The sequence below is a fragment of the Paraburkholderia diazotrophica genome, from assembly GCF_038900755.1.
GTDB classification, from domain to species: domain Bacteria; phylum Pseudomonadota; class Gammaproteobacteria; order Burkholderiales; family Burkholderiaceae; genus Paraburkholderia; species Paraburkholderia diazotrophica_A.
In genome coordinates this window covers 1-20,202 of record NZ_JBBPEN010000002.1, presented here as the reverse complement: position 1 = coordinate 20,202, position 20,202 = coordinate 1, and the positions used below count along the sequence as shown (strand labels likewise).

The window sequence follows — 20,202 nt, the reverse complement described above, 5'->3', positions numbered from 1 at the left end:
TTGAAGCATAGGTCTACCTAGTTCATTAGTCCAGGGGGCATTGACCTCTACCGTCAATCTCGCGCCCGCTGATCTTCCGAAGGAATCCGGACGTTTCGATCTGCCGATCGCGCTCGGCATCCTGGCGGCGAGCGGGCAGATTCCCGCCGAATCGCTCGCGCATCGGGAGTTTGCCGGCGAATTGTCGCTGACGGGCGCGCTTCGGCCGATGCGCGGCGCGTTCGCGATGGCTTGCGGCACGGCGCGTGGTCATCTGTCGTCGGCGGATGCTTCTTCGGAAGCGCTATCCGGGCGTGAGGATGAGCGGTCGCCCGAGTTGTATCTACCGCTCGCCAGCGCGAAAGAAGCGGCGCTCGTGCCCGGCGTGGCTGTCTATGGCGCGGCAGATTTGCCGTCGCTCTGCGCGCACCTCGCTGGTGAAGCCGATGCGCGCCTGTCGCCCGTCGCGGCGCCCACACTACTCAGCGACACAGCCGCAACGCCCGCCGACATGGCCGACGTCATCGGCCAGCGCGGCGCCCGTCGCGCGCTCGAAGTGGCGGCGGCGGGCGGGCATCACATGCTGATGATCGGTCCGCCCGGCGCGGGCAAATCGATGCTCGCCGCGCGCCTGCCGAGCCTCTTGCCGCCGATGACCGACGACGAAGCGCTCACGTCCGCTGCGTTGCTGTCCGCCAGCGCCGCCGGGTTCACGCCCGCGCAGTGGCGTCAGCGGCCGTTTCGCGCGCCGCACCATTCGTCGAGCGCGGCGGCGCTGGTCGGTGGACGCAATCCGCCGCAACCTGGCGAAATCACCCTCGCGCATCTGGGAGTGCTGTTCCTCGATGAGTTCCGTCTTAGGTGTGGTGCAGTTTGTCTGTCTTTCGAAATATTTCTCTTCGATCGGAGGGGGTGCCGGGGGAGGTCGTCTACCAAACCTGTGGATAACTTCCACGGCGCTAGCTCAGTAACGAGCCTCGTTCAGCAAGCTAAAGACAACAGTTTGCTTGTCAAACGGAAGGATTTCGTCCACCGGCCAAGGCTCAAGCGCATCCCATTGCCCATCTACGCGCATGTACCGGTGCTGGGCCGGTAACCAACGAGGCGTTATCCGACGAAGTTCAACCAACTGTTCCAGACGGGGCGTTCCGCCATGGCCAAACAGAGACAGGTGGCTTACGGATTCCACGCGACTGCCCGGCGCAGTGGCAAGTTCCAAGAACTTCTCTACCCCCGCCACAAAAGCAAATCGATATTCCTCTGAAGAGAGGTTCAACGATAACGCTATCAGAAATATCGGCTCAGCACTTGTCGCGGTCGTGCAGTTCCAGGGATGGAAGGGTCTTGCCAGTCGATCGGCGCAGGCGTCTTGTATCCGCCAATCCTCATGCGTAAGAAACATATCGTTCAACCAAGTCGTCGTAATACTGAAGAGGTTGACGATTGTGACTTAAAAGCTACTGACGGAAAAGCACCCAAAACCCAACATTGCGCGGATGTCGGTTTCCGCGCCCAGTTCACCATCGATCTCCGCCAGACAGCAACTCGCGTCCAGCTTGCGCCGCCTTCGCGCCGAGCGCGGTTGGTCACAAGAAGAGCTTGCTGCTCGCTGCGCCTTAGACAGATCCTTCCTCGCACACGTCGAGCGTGGCGCACGAAACATCTCAATCGACAATATCGAAAAGCTGGCGCACGCGCTCGATGTGAGGATAGCGGACCTTTTCTAACGGGCTGGGCCGGTGGACCCAATGGGCTACGACCTTTATCAGCGTGCCCGTATGGGTTCAGCCTGCAGCGGTCGTGTGCCGCAATGTTCCATGGCCGTCCGCGCGGCAGATTTCCCCCAAACGGAGGACAACGCAGCCAAGGAACTGTTTGTTATCGGGTCGGAGGCTGGGACGTCGAATTGAGATGTACTCCGTGCACGGTCAGCACGCTTTCGGGAGAGCGTCATCGCTTGACGACCATATCGACGCTCCCGAAACCGATTTCGCCATCGGCTGTCCGTTTTATTTGGACGGTTACCTTCGATAGGTATTTCGCCGGCGTCGCAATCCATCGCATAACCATCGCTTTTTCGACACCACCCGGAATATCTTCACCGGTCTCGTTCTGCATCAACAAATCCTGTACAACGCCTGCAGCCAAATCTGGCACGCTCAGCAGATCGTCCAAGTGGCCTTTCTTGTCGAAGGATTTCGCAAACCCAACGACGTCCAGCCTATGTGACAAGTACATGTCAAGCACGCGCATTAGTATCTTCTGCGTATGCGTGAAGTCCCGCTTCTTGCCATCCTCGTTGATCAGGTCTTTATCGCTGTACCAGAGCAGCCTTTGATTTTCGTGCGTCAGCAACGACGCAAATGTCGCGATGATATTGGCTACGCGAAAAACCTTCTCCGCCCCCAGACCATGCCATTCGCCGAGGCCTTCCTCTTGCAGATGCTTAACCATGATCGGATGAGCTTGTTTCTTTTGCGCGCCGAATAGGGTTTCGATCCGCTTGTCGATCGCGATGGTAATTATCGCGCCGTGGATGAAAGTATCGATCAACCGCAGATACTCTTGGAGGGCCCGTGCCTTGGCACCTGACGCGAGCTTCTTATATGCGAACTCACTGTAGTGTTCAAGCAAGCCGTACTTCTTTCGTAGTTCCCGTACCTTATCTTCGAATGGCCCGACCTTGTTGTACGCGAGGAAAAGAAAGGAGTAAGTATAAAACCGCGCGCTCGAATGTTCGCCACCGAAGTCGGACATGACGGCGAGCTTGCTGTCGTCGGAGAAGTCCGGAAGCTCGCGAATCGATTGTTGAACGATCCGGTTCAAGAGATGTGAGAAGTACGGGTACTCGTCCGTCACTTTCGAAAGCTTAAATGGCCCGCTTTTGTTGATTTTTTGCTTGAAGGGCGCGGTTACGACGGAGGACTTCGACGGACCAGGTAAACCTGCTTCGGGCGACTCCGTCACTGCACCAATTATTGTCTTTTTGAATGGGGGTTTCATCGTTACCTTCAGCGCACTCTGACGTCGGGAATCAGCATCCGGAGGATAGGCCCCACGCGCTTGCTTCGGCAAGCATGACTATGCAACGCACCCCACCTTAGGATATAAAACTGCGGCGAAGCTACGATTCGGAACATATTTAAGGACCAAGGTATGGCATCGAGGAGCGGATCAGCCGGGGGTAGAGCAGAGGCGGCAGGCGGAGGTTATGAAACCCTGGTTGCCGCTTGGTATTGCGTTCGCATTCTGCTCGGCCGTCTCGCACACCCACTATTTGACCTACCTCCGAACACCCGTCTGCTTATCTTGCGCTCCCAGAGCGGAGAAGACGTCGACGACATAAACTGCCGGACGAGCGACGATGGCGTTGTCCTCGTGCAGGTGAAGCGTACTGTCGGACTGACCACTGGCGAAACATCGCCACTGGCGAAGGCCTTGGACCAGTTTGTCCGACAGCAGAAGGCGGCAGCCGAACACCTGTCCGACGCGGTTCTCGGACGCCCCCTTGATCCTGCGCGCGACCGGCTTGTCCTCGCGACCAGGAGCACCGCGCCGGCCAAGATCAGAGGCGCGCTGACGCGGCTTCTTCGAGGACTTCGAGATCAACCTGATAAGGCCTTGCTTTCGGACATCGCGCTCAACGAGGAGGAGCGCGAAGTGGCTGGCGTTGTGGAGACCCACGTTCGACGCTCATGGGTGGTAGCCTATGGATTGGCGCCAACACCGCCCGCGATCGGCGCGCTACTTCGTTTGATTCACCTCCAGTTCATCGACGTAGAGCCAGGTGAGCGCGACCGGCTCTCGGCGATGGACGACCTGCGTTCCCAGCTACTCACGGACCCAGATCAAGCCGAGGCGGCCTTCTCGCATCTGGTCACTCACTGTGCGCGCCTGCGTTCCGATCAATCGGGCGCGGACACCTCGACACTACTCAGTACGCTCTCTCAAGCCGGAATCAATCTTCAGGCTGCACCCGACTACCGCGCCGACATCGCTGCCCTCCGTGCATGGACGGCCCGCCGCCTGACCACAGCTGTCCGTTTCACCCGCCTCATCGAAGGAAACCCCGCGTCGATCATTGAACGGGCAGTCTGGCCGAACACCGTCGAGGCTGCACGTCAAAACTCCGTGTTGCTCGTCGGCGAACCGGGCGCTGGCAAAACCGGTTTCGCCTATCGTCTTGCCGAGACCGAGAGGGCCACGGGTCGTGACGTCATTTTTATCCCTGTCGACATATTGACGGTGGACGGCCTTGCGGCGCTACGCGCAGAGCTCGGCATTTCACACGACCTGGGGGAAGTCCTCGCGAACTGGCCTGGCGCACAGCACGGTCTCCTGATTGTCGACGCTCTGGATGCAGCCCGGAAGTCCGAAACCCAAACCGTGCTGCGCGTGACGATCGAGGATGTTATAAGGCAAGCCGGAGGCAGGTGGAATGTCGTTGCCTCGGTCCGAAGCTATGACCTGCGCCAGGGGGCCGAGTGGGCTCGCCTTTTTAGAGGCCGCCCACCAACTCCCGATCACGCAGACCCGGGATTTCCAAACGTACGGCACATTCTGGTGGCGCGTCTGACCGAGCAAGAGCTTGCCCAGATCGCTGCGTTTTCACCAGAACTGAAGAGTCTTTATGACGGCGCCTCGGCGCCATTACGCTGCTTGCTATGCAACATTTTCAACCTTAGACTTCTCGCCGAACTGGTCGAAGATGGCATCGTGACAAGCGACCTTGCAGATATCACGACCCAGTCTGAACTGCTTGACACCTACTGGAACCACCGCATCCGCCGTTCCGACGGAAATCACGATCGTCGCGAACTCGCCCTTCGCGCGGTTGTTGAACGGATGCTGGCGTCCAAATCCCTCCAGGCATCTCGCGTTGACGTGCTAGCGCAGGCCGACCCAGCGGCGATCGTCGAGCTTGAACAGTTCGACATACTGCGCGCTGAGGACGAGCACGGCCAAAACGAGGACACGCTCCTTTTCTCGCACCATATCCTGTTTGACTACGCCGTGGCGCGCCTCGTCTTTCGCCGCGGACGGGATGCAGCGGACCTGATCGGCAGGTTGATCAGAGAGCCCGCGCTCGCCTTGATGCTCAGGCCCAGTCTTTCGCTGACGTTCAGCGAGGTGTGGAGCGAAAGGCAATCCGGCCGACGCCGCTTCTGGAATCTCGCCTTCGCAGTCGCGCGGGAGCCCCAGGTGTCGCCCGTTGGTCAGCTCGTCGGTCCTATCGTGGTCGCAGAGCAAGTGGAAACTTTAGCGGATTTGCAGCCGCTTCTTGATGCCCTGACGCCAGGCTCCAGCCTGCAAGGTGCCGCCGAGCTGATCCTTCAGCACTTGACCGGCGCACTACTTGCTCGCGTCAAGGCAGGCGCTCCGTTGATCGGGCCTGACGCCGGCCCCTGGATGGCGCTTGCTGAGACGCTATCGCAGATCGGAACCGACACTGCCATGAATACGGTTCGAATTCTCGTTCAGGCAGGCATCGAAAAGCCAGGTGATCTGACCGCCCAAGAGTTGATCCATGCCGGCGCAGCCGCGCGTCGCTTGCTCGGCTTTGCCTGGAATCACGACCCGCGTATCGAGCAGTTCGTCATCTCCGCGATCAACGGCGTCGCCAACACCGTGGCGTCCGACCCGCAGGCTACGATCAGGCTTCTGAGACGTGCGCTGGAACCTGAACACCTTCGCCAATTCGGCTATGAGGAACTGGACTGGATCACCCGCCACATCCGATCGTACGCGGCCCACGATCTCGACTTTGTAATCGACCTGTACGCTTCGATATTTGAATACGAAGAGCCGTCAGGCGATGCGAAAACCAGCATTTCAAGCAGCGCCATCATGGGCATGTCATCCACGCGACGCCAGGATTATGAAATGGCGTGGTGGATGCTTGCAGAAGCTGCCCCGCGGTTGCTCGACGAGCATCCCGCTGAAGGAACGAAGGCCGTCGCGCGCGGCCTCGACGGTTACATTCGTCGCCATGAAACCGACCCCGAGAGTCCGAACGAAGTAGAAGAGTTCTACATCGGCGAACGACCAGCACACTATGTCCATGATCGAAGCTATGGGTGGAACGGGCACGGTGTCCAGCATTATCGAGACGCTCCTGTCCTCCTCAACAAATTCAATGAGTTCCTGGAGCGTCTGTCGGCCCGCGATGACTCGCAAGAAGTGTTCGCACTGGTTGTCGAAACGGTAGCCGACGAAGTGGGGAATGCAGTCCTCTGGTCCACCCTGCTAGCAGCGGCGGCGAAACACCCTGCTATGTTTGGCGCGGCCGTTCTACCCCTGGCGAGCGCCCAACCGGTCCTAGCGTCGCTCGAAACACGTTTTCAAGTTGGCAACTACCTCACAGCCGTCTTTTCGACGCTGACCGCCGAACAAAAAGCTCCCATCGAAGGGGCTATCCTCGACCTGTCCGGACCAGGAAGCATTCGTAGTCAGCAAATCCTAGCCGGATGTCTCTCCGCCGCCGACTGCGTGACGCCGGAGATGCAGTCCTTTCAGGACCAGCTCGCCGCAAACGCAGAGGTACCCGAGAATCGTCCGGCCATGCAGCTTGAATTCAGCAGCAGGCCGTACGACACGGACGCCTACCTGAAGGAAATGGGCGTCAATGTTACGGACGAACACAGCGTCGCCATCCGGGAACTCATGCGCCCCGTCGAAGCACTGCCGAACACGTGGGACACCAGCCTGAGCCTTGATGAAGTCCGTCGACGGTTAGATCTCATTGATCCGCTGGTGGATCGTCTCGTCGCGCTTTCACAAGGACAGATTGATCCAACGCTCTACGAACATGCCACGGGCAGGGCAGCAGAAGCTGCGCACCGAGTGGCAATCACGCACTATGAAGTAATCGAAGAGGCTGACGTTCGGGACCGCCTGAAGAGAATCTTTCTGTTCGCGAAGGGGTCAACGTCCCCTTCGTTTTCCCAGGAGCATGAAGAGCGCTTCCACGACCACGCGAGCTGGGGTGGCCCATCGGCGCGCAACGGGGCAGCAGGAGGACTCATGGCGCTCGCCCGGCCTCAGAATCCGCTCGATCCTGACGTCCTGGCTGCCATCCATGAACTCGCGCATGATCCCGTCTGCGACGTTCGTCTCCAGATTGTGCAGAACCTCCACGTGCTTCGAGACAGCGATCCGGCGTGGGTATGGGCCGAGATCGAGCACGTGGTGGAGCACGAGTACACACGTCAGGTGATCGATTCCGCCATTCAATCCCTGGCACAGGTCGCGTATCTCGACGTTCCGCGTGCCATTCGGATCGCAAAACACGTCCTCGATCGGTACAAGGGGCAACAGGGTCCGGGAATCGGGCAGGTCTGCGTATCCGCGGCTTCGCACATCATGGATATTCACTTCGTATTCTCAAATACCGAAGCCGACGAATTTTACAAAGAGCAACTTGCAGACCCGTCACTGCACGCCGAGAACTTGCATGCCTGGGTCGCTCGGTACTCCGACAAACTGACCATCGGCGACGACACCGGCTCGGATCAAGATCGCCAGCGCGCCAAGACGATCGCGTTCTACCGGGACACCGCCAATGCCGTCTCTGATGCCATCGAAAAAATCCACGCCGAGTATGATCTCGCCGGATCGCATGAGTGGCCGCCGGCGCTGGTTTCCCGAGTGCAAGCGCTGAACAGCGTCCTCGACGACATGGCGATGAGGACTTATTTTGCGAGCGGCGGCAACGACAACACGGACTGCACGCAGGAGGAGTTGGCACGCCGCAGGCGACTCTACCGTGAGCTTATGCCGGTGCTCGATCGCCTGGCCGAATGCGGTGTCGTACACACGGCTTATTATCTGATCCAGGCTCTAGAACACTTCATCCCGGCCGACCCGGCCGGCGTATTTCGATTGATCGTCAAGTCGGTCATGGCGTCCTCCAGATTCGGCTATGCGTTTGAATCGATGGGCGCCGACGTGATTGTTCGCATTGTTGAGAAATATCTCGCCGACTACCGGGCCGTCTTCAGCGACGATACGCGACTGGACGAACTCATGGCGTGCCTCAACCTATTCGTCAGTGCCGGCTGGCCGGCGGCCCAGTCCCTGACTTTCCGGCTTGCCGAAATCTGGCGCTAGGTCGCAAGAGGACATCAGCCACCGGCCTGACTCGCGCCGTCACGTCTGCAGACTTTCAGCGCAACGCGGCCGATACGCCCTTAATGATTCACGCGCCACTTAGGGTCGCCATCAGCCGCACACGTCGCAGGTCAGCAGACGGTTGACGTAGAGTCGGTGCCCTCGATGGGGATCGACGATCCGCTCGGGATGACAATGTCCGCGGACGCATTCAGGAGGGATGTCTTGGCGCACGACATAGCAGGGGGGCTCTTTCCCAAACGGCAAAGGACGCCGAGCGGCGAGTTGTCCCCACTCAGATAGGATCATCTTCGCTACTTCAACGTGCTGCTCCGCAGGCACCAGCCCGATCGGCACATCGATTTCCAGGACCGTCGGGACGCCTTGGCCACGAAGTCGGAAGCGATAGTCCTCCCCGCCCGGGGAAGAGCCTAGGTGTGCCGCAAGCGCCATCAGATACTCACTACCTTGGATGAGGTAATGCCCGCATTCGTCAACTAGATATTGGTCGCTTCCGACGAGCCATATTGCACCACGCTCCCGGTTGCCGCGGTCGCCGAACTGTTGGATTATCTTTTCCACGTGCTCCTTCGGCACATCGTAAAAAAGCTCGCGGAATACGCTGCACAGAAGATCGCTGTTCTGACCAAGCAAACCGCGCTCATAGTAGCTTGACAGTGTTAGCGGACGGCAGCCATGAAAGCCCTTGAAGTGCGTGTAGTAGCGGGTCAGGCTACTTACAAACTCGGGCAGAATGTACCCTGAATCAGGAAGCCACGAAAAGTCGTCTGACCAGCATTTCGGCCGTTCTTGCGAGAGATACTGCCGCAGTTCGGTGGTGAGCACGTGGCCTGCATAGTGGCGAACGCTGGCCAGCCAATTCCGACGTTTCCTCCAGTCCAACACCTTGATATTCATCGCGAGCGGTTGCGAGCTAATACGGTAGGTGGAATGTAGCTGATTTTCCGCGTTGCGCGCTAGCAAGACTGGTCGTTTCGGGGTTGGCCGAGGATGTTTGATGCGCGAACCAGCACGGCCTCCCGAACGCCACAAGATGATTCGGGTCTTACTGGCAGGCGATGGCCGAGCTTTTCCTCAAACTGCGCGAACAGGGATAGACGAACATGCGAGTAACGAAGATCGATGCCGCCCGGAGGCAACTCATTACGGCCATTCGCCTTTTCTTCGACGGAGGCGATCGCGTCTCCGTCTACTCGCTGGCATCGAATGCATGGGAGGTTGTCGACGTGCTCTGCACGAGCGCGGGCGTGGAAAGCTTCTCCAAGCAGGCGCGCGAAAATCTACCAACCGGACAGACGCTTAAGTACTACATCAATGAGCCGTGTCGGAACTTCTTCAAGCATGCTGAACAAGACCCGAACCCTGATAGTTCGGTCGAACTGCGTGAGGCAAATGTTGCCGCCATCCTTTTTCTGGCAGTGGAGGATTACATACGACTTCGGCAGGGTGGTCCTATAGAGGCGCAGGTCTTTCAAGCGTGGTTTGTTGCCGTCTTCCCCGAGAAGATTACAGACGAGCCAGTCGCACAATCAAAACTCGAAAGCGCCAAACTTGCATTTCCCGACATCGCTACACTTGCCGCGTCCGATCGCATCGAAATGGGCCGACGGGTACTGGAAGCGGCGCGCAGAGATTCGGCACTTGCGGCTGACCCGAAAACCGAGCCAAGTCTCTGACTCTCGTCTGTGTGTAGGCCGCACGCTGGAATCGGGGGTGGCGCATGGCGCGGCCAAAGTCTCTGGCTCCATCTAGATTACCGAGCTAGGGTGCCAACCAAATTCTTTCTCGATGAAGCGCCGATATTCAGTGTCAATCTGCAAAGGCGCTTGTCGAACATACTTCTCCGCCTTTTCTAGGCCTACCTCATCAAGTTCGCGCAGATGCGATATTACGTCTGTACCTGATGGCATCACATTGCGATTGCGCCTGAACCCGCACGGCAGATTGGTCCATACAACTCCATCAAGCGAACGTTGATTGGCCCAAGAGGCAATTGCGTCCCCCTCAGCGCCATACTTCTCGCCAGTGTGTTGATCGATGAAGCCGATGTTATCGCTGATCCACTTCTCCTTCGCTTGGGAATATTCCCGGATTCCGAGCCGATCCTTCGCGGATTGCATATCAGCAACGTCAAGCATGCTCCAGTATGTTTGAACCCGTTTCACATTCGGGCAAATCACGAGAGTGAGATGACCGGCCTCAGACTCCCTCGCGAATTCGACCGGAAGCATCGGTCCATCACTATGCCACTTCCCTGTAACAGGAAGTCCCTGCTGATCCCAAATCAGGGATCCCCATCCAATACAGGCAATCGCCATCTTCTCGCGATCCTTCATAACCACCTCAACTCAGATTATGCTTAATGAATAGGTCCGGTTAGATTCTCAGCGTTCCTGTCGCAAGGGCGTCGTCGAATCGCATTGCCCTCTGATCGCATTGATAATACGCTCTACCGCACTGACCGATTGACGCGCCGTCATGACCGAAAGGGACCGCTATGTTGCTGCTACAGGAACTGCTGACTTGGGCGAAAGGCTTGCCTGCATGGCAAAGCGACGCCGTTGCACGACTGCTTGCGAAGCAGACGCTCACATCGGAGGATCTTAACGATCTTTATGCTTTGCTCAAGATAGAACATGGCATTCCCGACCCCCAAGGCCGAACCCCGAATAAGCTTAGCGCCGACCAACTTCCCGCGCCTATAAAGACGTCCGTGCACGTCGAACTCCGAGCGATTCAGAACATGCAGCGGGTGAATGCGATCGCTGAGAACCATCGACTCTCATTCGGAGCCAACGGGCTGACAGTGATCTATGGCGATAATGGCTCGAGCAAGTCCGGGTACTCTCGCGTCCTCAAGCGTGCTTGCCGAGCTAGGGATCAGGCGGAGCCTATTCTTCCGAACGCCAATCTCGCAACCGGGGCAACTGGCAATGCTGAAGCGGATTTCGAAATTGCGATCGACGGAAAATTGGAGAATTTTCATTGGATTAATGGCACAACAGCGCCGGCGGAGCTTTCTTCACTCTCGATTTTCGATTCACGATGTGCGCGCGCCTACCTTGATAGTGAGGACGATTTTTCGTACGTCCCCTATGGGCTGGATGTCTTCGAGAGCCTTGCGAAGGTGTGCAAGCAACTAAAGGCAATGATCGAATCCGAGCACGCGCAATCGTCTGTCGATCTTACGGCGTTTGCGCATCTCCGAGGGGAAACGCCTGTCGGTAAGTTGATTGCGGGATTGTCCGCAAAGACGACGATTGCGCAAATTGACGCGCTCGGCATCTTGACGCCTAGTGAACTGGCCGAACATGGCGCACTAGACAAAGGTCTAAAAGAGAACAATCCGAAGGAAAAAGCAAATCAGCTGCGCTTGCGGGCACGCCGCGTCGCCACGATCTCGGATAACGCGGTCACAAAAGGAGCGTCGGTGGACGAGTCTGTTGTTATCTCGCTGCGCAAGCTTGCGGATGACTACCGCACGGCTCAGGCTGCTGCCGCGCTGGCCGCAAAGCAATTCAAAGAAGGAGAAAAGCTTCTGCCTGGCACTGGAGGCGAAGGGTGGCGTGAGTTGTTTGAGGCCGCCAGAAAATTCGCGCTCGAATCTCACCCTGACAAAACCTTTCCAGAGCTGGGTTCCGACTCGCCGTGCCCCTTGTGCCAGCAACCGCTATCTGATGGGGCTACGCGCCTTGTCCGCTTCGAGGCATTCATTAACCAAGAGGCTGAAAAAAACGCTCAAACGAGGCGCGCGTCGTTGTGGGCAGTATATAAGCCCTTCGCAGCACAAAATGTGAACCTAAGTCTGGACGACGTGACCTATGGCGAGATCGAATCCATCGATAAACAGCTAGCCACCGACACCCGAGTGTTCGAGAAGCTGTTGGCTACACGGCATGAATCGATTAAAGCGGCCGTGGTGTCCCACGATTGGACCAGCATGGACGCTGAATTGGACAACCCAGCATCGCGTCTCAAAGCGCTGGCTGATAATCTGAACGCCGAAGCCGAGACGCTCGAAAAAGCTTCCGATGAAAAAGCGCGCGCCTTGTTGCAAACGAAGTTCGACGAACTGGACGTGCGAATCAAGTTGAGCCAAGTCAAGGGGGCTGTTGTGACGGCGGTCGAACGCCTTATTCATCAAGCCAAGCTTACCAGATGCCTTTCCTCCGTCAAGACAAACGCCATTTCATTGAAAGCTTCTGAACTGGCCGAGAAGGTCGTTTCGAAAGAGTTGGCAGACGCGTTGAATCAGGAATTCAAACAACTTGGCGTTGGGACGTTGCGCGTGTCTTTGCAGAGCCGTTCCGATAGGGGAAAAGCGCTACATAAGTTGAAGCTTGAATTGCCACAGAGCAGAAGCCCCGGAGATATTCTCAGTGAAGGTGAACAGCGCGCCGTAGCAATCGGTTCGTTCCTCGCTGAGGTTGGGCTTAGTGGCAACAAAAGCGGTGTCGTCTTCGACGATCCTGTTTCGTCTCTCGATCATCGACGGCGCGAGCTAGTTGCAAGGCGACTTGCCGCCGAATCAGGAAAACGACAGGTCATCGTTTTCACGCACGACATTTACTTTCTCGGCGTGCTCGCCGACGAAGCAGACAGCGCCCACGTGCCGATAATGACGCAAAGCCTGATTCATCGGCCTGAGGGATTTGGTGTCGCCGATCCTGAATTGCCGTTCGAAGGCAAGAATGCTTCGGCGCGTATCGGCGCTTTGCGCAATCAGCATCAAGCCATCGCGAAGCTTTTTAAGATCGGTGATGAGCAAGAGTATCGACGACTGACCGTGGACGCTTACTTTCGGCTCCGGATGGCATGGGAGCGGGCAGTCGAGGAAGTTTTGCTTCGCAAAGTCATCATGCGATTCCGAAAGGGGGTCGAGACACAAAGGCTCGTGGAGGTGTCCGTCGAAGATAGCGACTATGCGCAGGTCGATGCCGGTATGACTAAGTGTTCGAACTACGCGCACGACAAAGCCATGATCGCTGGTGTGGCTGTCCCTGAGCCCGACGAACTCCTCGCGGACATCGAAGCACTGGAAACTTGGCGAACAACGATCGAGCTGCGAAGTAAAGATACGGCCAAGAAGCGAAAAGCGGGCATCTCATCACCTGCCTCGATCCTCACTGCCAACGCCCAATCAACGGGGTAAGAGCGAACCGCACTCCAGCTTTTTTGTGACTTACTACCGAGGCTCATATCAGTCTGGCGTTCGAACGACATCCTATGGTCTCCGTCATGAGCGACCATATGCAGCCACGAGATCAGTTGTATATCGCTCACCATGACGAATCACAATCGGGTGAAAATTCTCGCACGGCCACGTTAAGTACCCGGTGCGGGTCGCTCACAAAGACCTCGGCCGGTGGCAGTCCGTCTAACAGCGCGTGCGGCGAATACAACCAAAATGCTCGACGCCATCCCCCACGATCATCTTCACCGGGCAGCGCCATCAGCAGTTTAGAGACCTCAGGACGAAGCTTTCCGAACCGGTCAAATTGGAAATCCGGATAGACGAACCCGCGCTGAGCCTCAGACCAAACCCCCAAGAGCAAGCGTGCGGCGCGGGCATGCGCCAAATGTGCCCTTGCATCCGCAGAAGGTGAAACTTCGACAGATCCGGCGACACGGCAGTCGTCCGGCCAGCGATTTCTCAATAGTTCGTCGCGAAAGTTAATCGCCTCTCGGTGCGCCGCTGCGAAAGTGGCCATTGACTCCCTCCCGGTTACTCGGCGCCCAACTCGGTTCACATACCAGCCGAACAGTGCGCCTCCGAATCTACATCCTTAAGGGCTGGAAGAAGACTAACACTCCCCTTGAACCATATTCTAGGACTCACGGCAACCGGGTGCGCTTACCCCTGTCACGGGCGCGCGTAATACCAGCAGTTATATGGCGAGTTTGTCGCGGTACGGATCGGCGTCGGCCACCCGACGCAGACCTCATCGATCTCCTGCCATTCAACTTCGCAAAGCGATCAGTTGGTGCGCGCGTCGCGTGACGAGGCTTCGTCAGGTGCGCTTACTGCGAGAAGTCATCGTAAGTGCGAGGCCGGCCAGAACCAGGGCGACGCCGGCCACGAATGACGGACCGAGCCTGTCGCCAAACATGGTGGAAGCAGCAGCGATGCCGACCACCGGCTGAAGATACTGAACGCTAGCGGCGACCCTGGCCGGGACGATACGCAGCAGACTCAACCACAAAAACAGCCCTGCAACGGTCACGACGACGCCGAGATATACCGCTGCTCCAACGGCGTGAGCGGTGAAGTGGATGGGAACATGCAACATCTCCCAGGAAGCCCACGGTAGCAGCGCAATGAACCCGAACAGCGTACTCCAGGCTGCCACGGTTGCAGTTCCGTACGCGGTAGTGAGTTCGACGCTCCAGACGTAGTAGAACGCGATAGCGAGCGCGGAAAGAAGGACGCAGGTAGCACCGCCCGCAGTTGTCTGTGATATTGCCGTCGTGCCGTGTCCATGTCCGAGCGCGACCAGCGCGATGCCCGCGAATGCGGCTACCAGTCCAAACTTCTGCGTGGTTGATACATGCTGTTTCAGGCGCACCGCAGCGAAGAACACGATGAACACCGGGATGGTGGCAGAGATGATCGTGCCGACGGAAGCCGACGTTCCTGAAACGCCGTAAGTCTGCGCAACCTGTCCTACGCCGATACCTAAAACACCGAGTGCCGCGACGCGTGGTAGCGCACGCCAGGGAAGCGGATGTCGGCCCACGGCAAACGCTAGCAACAACGGCACAGCAATGGCGAACCGCAGCGCGGTGAGCGTCAACGGCGGAAGCGTCTGAAGTCCCAGCTTGGTCACCGGAATCGACAATCCCCACATGACCGCGAGCAACAGCAATGCTGCAACGCTGCGAATGGAAACGCGGGTGACGTTGGCAAGGCCACCGGCGACGGAAAAAGGACGAACATCGGTTACGTTCTGGGTGGACATAGTGTTTCTGCAAGGCGCGGAGGGGCGCCAATCCGGCGCCTGATGCGGAATCATGACAACGCCCCGGCTTGCCGACAAATCATTTATCGTCACATAATGCGTGAGTCAAACTCACGTATGGCTCCCCTGTATGTTCGATCGACTGCCCCCTCTACAAACGCTGCGCGCCTTCGAGGCGGCAGGACGTCTATCGAGCATGACGCGGGCTGCTGACGAACTGCATGTCACTCATGGCGCTATAAGCCGGCACATCAAGACGCTGGAGGACAACCTCGGCGTGATTCTGTTTCGCCGTCTGACGCGCCGGATCGTCCTGACTGACGAGGGAGCCGAATTGCTGCTCACAGTCACCGGGGTACTGGGCGAACTCACGCGGGAGGCCGAACGCCTTCGCGCCCAAAAAAGTGTGTCGCGCCTGACGATCAGCACGAGTGTCTCGTTCGCAAGCAGGTGGCTAGCGCCTCGTTTGCATCGACTGAAGGCCCGTCACCCGGAATTCGACGTTCACCTCGACGTGACCGACGTCAATGTCGATCTCACCGATGGGCAGGTCGACGCAGCCATCCGCTATGGCAGCGGCCATTATCCGCGCGCCGTCGCCGAGCGTATTCTCGAAGAAACCGTCACGCCGGTGTGCAGCCCGGCGTATCGCGCCGAGATGGGCGGACTGCCTACGGTGGCCAGCGTTGCGGCTTGCACGTTGCTACACGAAGACCGGATGCTGGCCAACTGGGAACGGTGGTTTGCGCTGGCGGATGGCGACACGGTCCGCAGCGGTCGTGGGCCGGCCTACAGCCATGGCAGCATGGCCATAGAGGCCGCAATTCGTGGAGAAGGAATAGTACTCGGGCGCAGCGCGTTGGTAGCAGATGATATCGCGGCCGGACGTCTCGTCGCACCGTTCCCCGACATTCGACTCAAAGCCGAGCGTGGCTACGACCTCGTCTACCGAAACGGGAATCGCGATCATCCAAAGGTGCGTGCCCTGCGTGATTGGCTAGCCGACGAAGTACGGGAATTCCTAGCGAACTTTTGACAAGCAGTTAACGTTGGCACTTAACGGCCCATTCCATAGTGGTGTGCTCAATCGAGCGCTTACTGTTCAGGCATTAGGATGGGCGCTCATTCACTTCGCGTGGAAGGGCGCCTTGATCGGCGTGGCAACGGCACTGTCGTTGCGGCTAGCGCGTAGCGACAGCCCGCAAAGTCGCTACGCGCTGCTCTGCCTTTCGCTTCTTTTGTGTCTCGCAATACCAGCGCTCGACGTGTACCGGGGTATCGAAGCGGCGTCGCGGCGATCTGACTGGTTCCGCGCGACCGATTCTCTGATCGTGCCAACGAAACACACACGCGAGACGTTCACGATTGAGAACGTCCTGTATTGTGTAAAAACCGCGGTAGCGTCCCACCGATTTCGGCAATCGTCCCTGGAATCGGTGGGGAACCGTTTAGCTTTCCTATTTCAGATTCTTTAGCTTTTGCGAGTAAGAGGACAAAATCGCAGACACGGACAGATTGTGAAGATCGATCAATTTCTGCGTATGCTCGTCGGAAAGATCCTTGAAATTCAGTCCCTCAAAGGACTTGAAGAAAGCGCGGCACGATTTCACGAGCTTTTTGAGATCGTTCTCGCGCATGCCCTCGACCTCATGGGTGAACGCCGCAGCACTCTGGATCTTGCCCGACGGATGAATGATGATCCGCTTGGCGTCGAACCCAGGATAATGCTTGTCGAACCAGGCGCAGGACCGGTTCATCTGCTCAGCTTCGCGCTTGTTGACCTCGGCACGGGTGACATCGACTTCGCTTTTGCATTCGATGAGGAGGTAATGGTCGTCATCAAGCGCCCAGAGGTTGTCGGGACCCTCCTTCCATTCCGCATCGGGACGCTCGCCGGCAAATCCGAGTGCAAAGGCCAGTTCGTTGAGCGCATGCTCGAACTTGTCGGCCTTCACGCCGAACACGAGCCGCCCCAAAATATCCGAGACAGCGACATCGAGATTGCCATAGTTGTCGAAGCTACGGATCCATTTCTGGACCCTCTCAACCCGCCCTTGGCTGCGGACCGTCAGCTTGGTAACCTTCACGCCGGTTGGCGGCTTAAGGAGCAGCATGTTGCTCTTGTGCGCGGCTTTCTGCTGATCTTGGGAGTCAAGCCGCGCCGAGCTGTGGAAGTAGCGGGCTCGCTCCTGCAGATACCAGCCCTTGTCATCGGCATCCACGCTGCCACTGTCGAGCAGGCTCTGCAGGATTGCAGCCGCCGCGCCGTAGTCGCCCGCCATATAGGCCTTCTCGGCCTTGAGTTCTGCCGCGTAGATGTTGAGGATGGCATTGTTGGCACCAGCCGGTGCGACATCCGCCATCTGTTCGCCATAATAAGTCTTCCAGTCATCGTCGCGGGTCAGGCACTGCCTGATTAGTCCGTTGAACGCGTCGAGCGGGGCCTCGCCATCGGAAATTTCCTGCTTCGCCATTTTCCCAAGCTCAATCCCAATCTCGACCTGCTTAGCGAACTGGGGCGAGAGATATTGGCGGGAGGTCGCATCGCGAAGGGTGCGCACAAGCTCCGATCCTACGACGATGATGACGGAGTAGTCCTTTTCACCGCGGACGCTGCGTCCCATGCCCTGTTCGATCGTGCGCATCGCCTTAGTGAGCGTCGCCTTGGAGTTGGGCCGTACTCGCTCAGCATAAAGATCGATCAGGCTTTCTGAGAAAGGCTTGGAATCGAACATAAGGATGCGGCAGGTCGAGTCGGGCAGGTCAATGCCGTCATAACGGTTCACGAGCACGACAGTCTTCTCGTAATCTCCCTTGCGGAGGCCGTCGATAGTCTCGCCGACATTGGTCTTGTCGGTGATGATCGCGCCATAAGATTCCCAGTCTTTTGAGCGCGCCACGCTAGGTGTCAGCCCGACCCGGCCAAATTTCCGCTTGTCCCCGGGCGTCGCCAGCCACTTAACTAGGCGGTCGCGGTCGAGATCTTCATGGATAACTGAGGGGAGAAGAATCATCTTCTCGCCGGACCATGTTTCCTTGGCATACGTCAGCGGGTTCGAAATCGTCTCGGGCGATAGCTGAAGACCCTTCACCAGAAAAGCATCGTCGGTCACCGTCGCGGACATGAAGATGCGGTGCGCTGCCTTGGCGTAGGAGCCAAAGGCGTCGAGCGGCGCGACATAGGGCTCTATTTCGATCGCCGCACCGGAGACGATGCACTGGCAATGCTTGAGCATGTCCTTCAGCAGCGGCCACGAGAATTTGATCGACTGGCGATCAGAATTCTGGGCCAGGATGGAGGCGATCTCGCTCTCGTGCGCGAGCCAGCTCCAATAGGGCACCGGAAGAAAGGCGTCCCTTTTTTCATTTTCGATCTCGGCAAAGGTACCGGTCCCTTGCTGCTCAAGTTCGGTACCGAACAGCGCCAGAAGCCCCGCATAGGCGGGCTCGTCCCTCGGGATGCGAATGCGACACTGTTCGCGGATTCGGTCGGCACAGGCATGTGCGTCGTCCATGAGGACGGTGTCAAGCGGGATGGACTGACGATGCAAACCGAATTTCGTCATGCCATTGAAAAGTTTGCTCGCAGACGTGACCAGGATGCGATCGCCATTGAGGAATTCTTCGGGCAGATCGCCGTCGCTGGTGCAGGTCCGGATGCCAAACTGTTTGGCCTGTTCACAGGTTTGGTTGATCAGAAAATGATCTGGGCAGAGATAGACGACCGGGGATTTCTCGGCGTTCAGACGCGACTGCAGCATGAGCAGGCCGACCAGAGTCTTGCCCTGCCCGGTGTGGAGCTTGACAATGACGTCGCGCGTCTTGGCCTGAGTCTGATGCCAGGCCGTGAGGATCGCTTCCTGGGCGGGCCGCAAAGGACCCTTATCATGCGCACGATCGAGCGTGCCATAAAGGGCCACAGGATCGACTGGCTTGGTCGCGACCTTGCCGGCGAGGTGTTTCTTGAAATTAACCATGTACCGTCACTTTAAAATGTCATGCGATGATTGTGTTTAATTCTTTGTCTCTAGCGGTGCAATTCATCTTCGTCTGCATCTGTTTGAAAGACGTTAGCTTTCCGCCCCCGCCCGCCCCGACGATTTGGACTTCCGACTAGTTCCCGTCTATCGATACCGTGACGCATGTTGCGGCGGTCGCACGACTGCCTTTCATCGCAGCCGGGAACGTCTTGCACCACCCTTTCCGATCACCCTCTACGACCACCGGCTAACGGCACAGATTACACTCTCCGCGAAACGGTTTATGCTCCGGCTAGGTTGGCTTGGTTGGGAGCAGAATACCGGTAGCCACTTGGACGTCCGCTTCTGGCCGACCAGAGTCCGACGATCGAGCGCGACGATCGCCTCGGCCGTGCGTTCGATACAAAAGGCATAACACGACCCTTCTCGGCCCTCCGAGCAACATGAATCTGACGACCCCGGTTAAGATTTAACCGTCGTTCGCGCTTCAATATAGGTCGGCCGGGGTTAGACCATGAACGAGGTTGATCGTGAGCCGGTGGCACTGGTGTGATGATGCCTTTATCGATCATCTCGACGAATACCAGTTCGGGATCGGAAGGATTGCTCCTAATGGATGCAACGATCTTGTCTATTTCTGCCACGTCGCCATCTGTCATCTGATTCCACGCGACCATCGCGCCTACCCGCCATGTCTTTTTGCAGCTAAGGCAGCTCTGCGAGACCCAGCAGCGGCGTTCATCACGGCACGCAACGTTGGAAGGGAGTTGTGGGCGTCACCAAGCGCCTTACGCAGATTCAGCCGCGAATCCAGCATCTTGACCTGGTTGCTGCGCCGGTAGCCGCTGAAGCCCATCACTTCACCGCCGACAGCAGTGATTTGTGCCATCAAATAAACCGCGGCCTACAGTCAACGTCGGAATCAGGATCTTTTGAATATCCCCCTCAAACGCCGTTTAGCATCGCCAACCTTGTTCAGCAGGTTTTGTACTGCGGATATCATCAATACGCACGTGACACTACCCGCTGTTGTTGGCGGTCTAAAAGCGCGCATAAATGACGACAGGAGCTTGAGCGAATCCGTCAACAATTAAGGGGCCCACGCGGGCCCCTTCCTGTTGATGCTGACCTGGAGTCAGAACGAAGGCGGGCCG

The 20,202-nt window shown here is 57.8% G+C and carries 12 protein-coding genes and 1 pseudogene; 6 read left to right on the top strand and 7 right to left on the bottom strand.

Going from position 1 to position 20,202, the window contains the following annotated elements:
- Positions 1 to 49: 49 nt before the first annotated feature.
- Positions 50 to 829 (top strand): annotated as a pseudogene (locus AABE10_RS05400) (ATP-binding protein); the annotation flags it as partial.
- 646 nt (positions 830 to 1,475) lie between these two features.
- Positions 1,476 to 1,706 (top strand): helix-turn-helix domain-containing protein, encoded by a 231-nt coding sequence (locus AABE10_RS05395; RefSeq protein WP_084168629.1) that lies wholly within the window; start codon positions 1,476 to 1,478, stop codon positions 1,704 to 1,706.
- Positions 1,707 to 1,929: 223 nt separating this feature from the next.
- On the opposite strand, the gene AABE10_RS05390 is transcribed toward AABE10_RS05395, so the two are convergent.
- Positions 1,930 to 2,982, bottom strand: a complete 1,053-nt coding sequence (locus AABE10_RS05390; protein WP_342932286.1) for a hypothetical protein — start codon at positions 2,980 to 2,982, stop codon at positions 1,930 to 1,932.
- A gap of 375 nt (positions 2,983 to 3,357) precedes the next feature.
- Between AABE10_RS05390 and AABE10_RS05385 the strand changes: the two genes are divergently transcribed.
- The gene (locus AABE10_RS05385) at positions 3,358 to 8,088 is read left to right on the top strand and encodes an ATP-binding protein (protein WP_342932285.1); all 4,731 of its coding nucleotides are present in this window, start codon (positions 3,358 to 3,360) and stop codon (positions 8,086 to 8,088) included.
- Between the two features lie 111 nt (positions 8,089 to 8,199).
- Here the strand turns inward: AABE10_RS05385 and AABE10_RS05380 are convergent, their stop codons facing one another.
- Positions 8,200 to 9,006, bottom strand: a complete 807-nt coding sequence (locus AABE10_RS05380; RefSeq protein WP_342932284.1) for a hypothetical protein — start codon at positions 9,004 to 9,006, stop codon at positions 8,200 to 8,202.
- Between the two features lie 206 nt (positions 9,007 to 9,212).
- Here AABE10_RS05380 and AABE10_RS05375 point away from each other — a divergent pair, with 206 nt between their 5' ends.
- On the top strand, positions 9,213 to 9,785 hold the full coding sequence (locus AABE10_RS05375) for a hypothetical protein (RefSeq protein ID WP_342932283.1): 573 nt from the start codon (positions 9,213 to 9,215) through the stop codon (positions 9,783 to 9,785).
- A 72-nt stretch (positions 9,786 to 9,857) separates the two neighbouring features.
- On the opposite strand, the gene AABE10_RS05370 is transcribed toward AABE10_RS05375, so the two are convergent.
- A complete protein-coding gene (locus AABE10_RS05370) occupies positions 9,858 to 10,445 on the bottom strand; it encodes a hypothetical protein (RefSeq protein WP_342932282.1) in 588 nt (195 codons plus the stop codon).
- Between the two features lie 161 nt (positions 10,446 to 10,606).
- Between AABE10_RS05370 and AABE10_RS05365 the strand changes: the two genes are divergently transcribed.
- Complete coding sequence (locus tag AABE10_RS05365) at positions 10,607 to 13,261, top strand: AAA family ATPase (RefSeq protein ID WP_342932281.1); 2,655 nt, start codon at positions 10,607 to 10,609, stop codon at positions 13,259 to 13,261.
- Between the two features lie 127 nt (positions 13,262 to 13,388).
- Here AABE10_RS05365 and AABE10_RS05360 read toward each other — a convergent pair whose 3' ends face one another.
- Both AABE10_RS05360 and AABE10_RS05355 read right to left on the bottom strand, forming a co-directional pair.
- Positions 13,389 to 13,820, bottom strand: a complete 432-nt coding sequence (locus AABE10_RS05360; protein WP_342932280.1) for a hypothetical protein — start codon at positions 13,818 to 13,820, stop codon at positions 13,389 to 13,391.
- 300 nt (positions 13,821 to 14,120) lie between these two features.
- On the bottom strand, positions 14,121 to 15,068 hold the full coding sequence (locus AABE10_RS05355) for a DMT family transporter (RefSeq protein WP_342932279.1): 948 nt from the start codon (positions 15,066 to 15,068) through the stop codon (positions 14,121 to 14,123).
- 130 nt (positions 15,069 to 15,198) lie between these two features.
- Here AABE10_RS05355 and gcvA point away from each other — a divergent pair, with 130 nt between their 5' ends.
- The gene (gene gcvA, locus AABE10_RS05350) at positions 15,199 to 16,104 is read left to right on the top strand and encodes a transcriptional regulator GcvA (RefSeq protein ID WP_342932278.1); all 906 of its coding nucleotides are present in this window, start codon (positions 15,199 to 15,201) and stop codon (positions 16,102 to 16,104) included.
- 421 nt (positions 16,105 to 16,525) lie between these two features.
- Here gcvA and AABE10_RS05345 read toward each other — a convergent pair whose 3' ends face one another.
- Both AABE10_RS05345 and AABE10_RS05340 read right to left on the bottom strand, forming a co-directional pair.
- Positions 16,526 to 19,045 carry a DEAD/DEAH box helicase gene (locus AABE10_RS05345; RefSeq protein ID WP_342932277.1) on the bottom strand — a complete coding sequence of 840 codons (2,520 nt, stop codon included), beginning with the start codon at positions 19,043 to 19,045 and terminating at the stop codon, positions 16,526 to 16,528.
- Between the two features lie 685 nt (positions 19,046 to 19,730).
- The gene (locus AABE10_RS05340) at positions 19,731 to 19,937 is read right to left on the bottom strand and encodes a hypothetical protein (RefSeq protein ID WP_342932276.1); all 207 of its coding nucleotides are present in this window, start codon (positions 19,935 to 19,937) and stop codon (positions 19,731 to 19,733) included.
- Between the last annotated feature and the right edge of the window lie 265 nt (positions 19,938 to 20,202).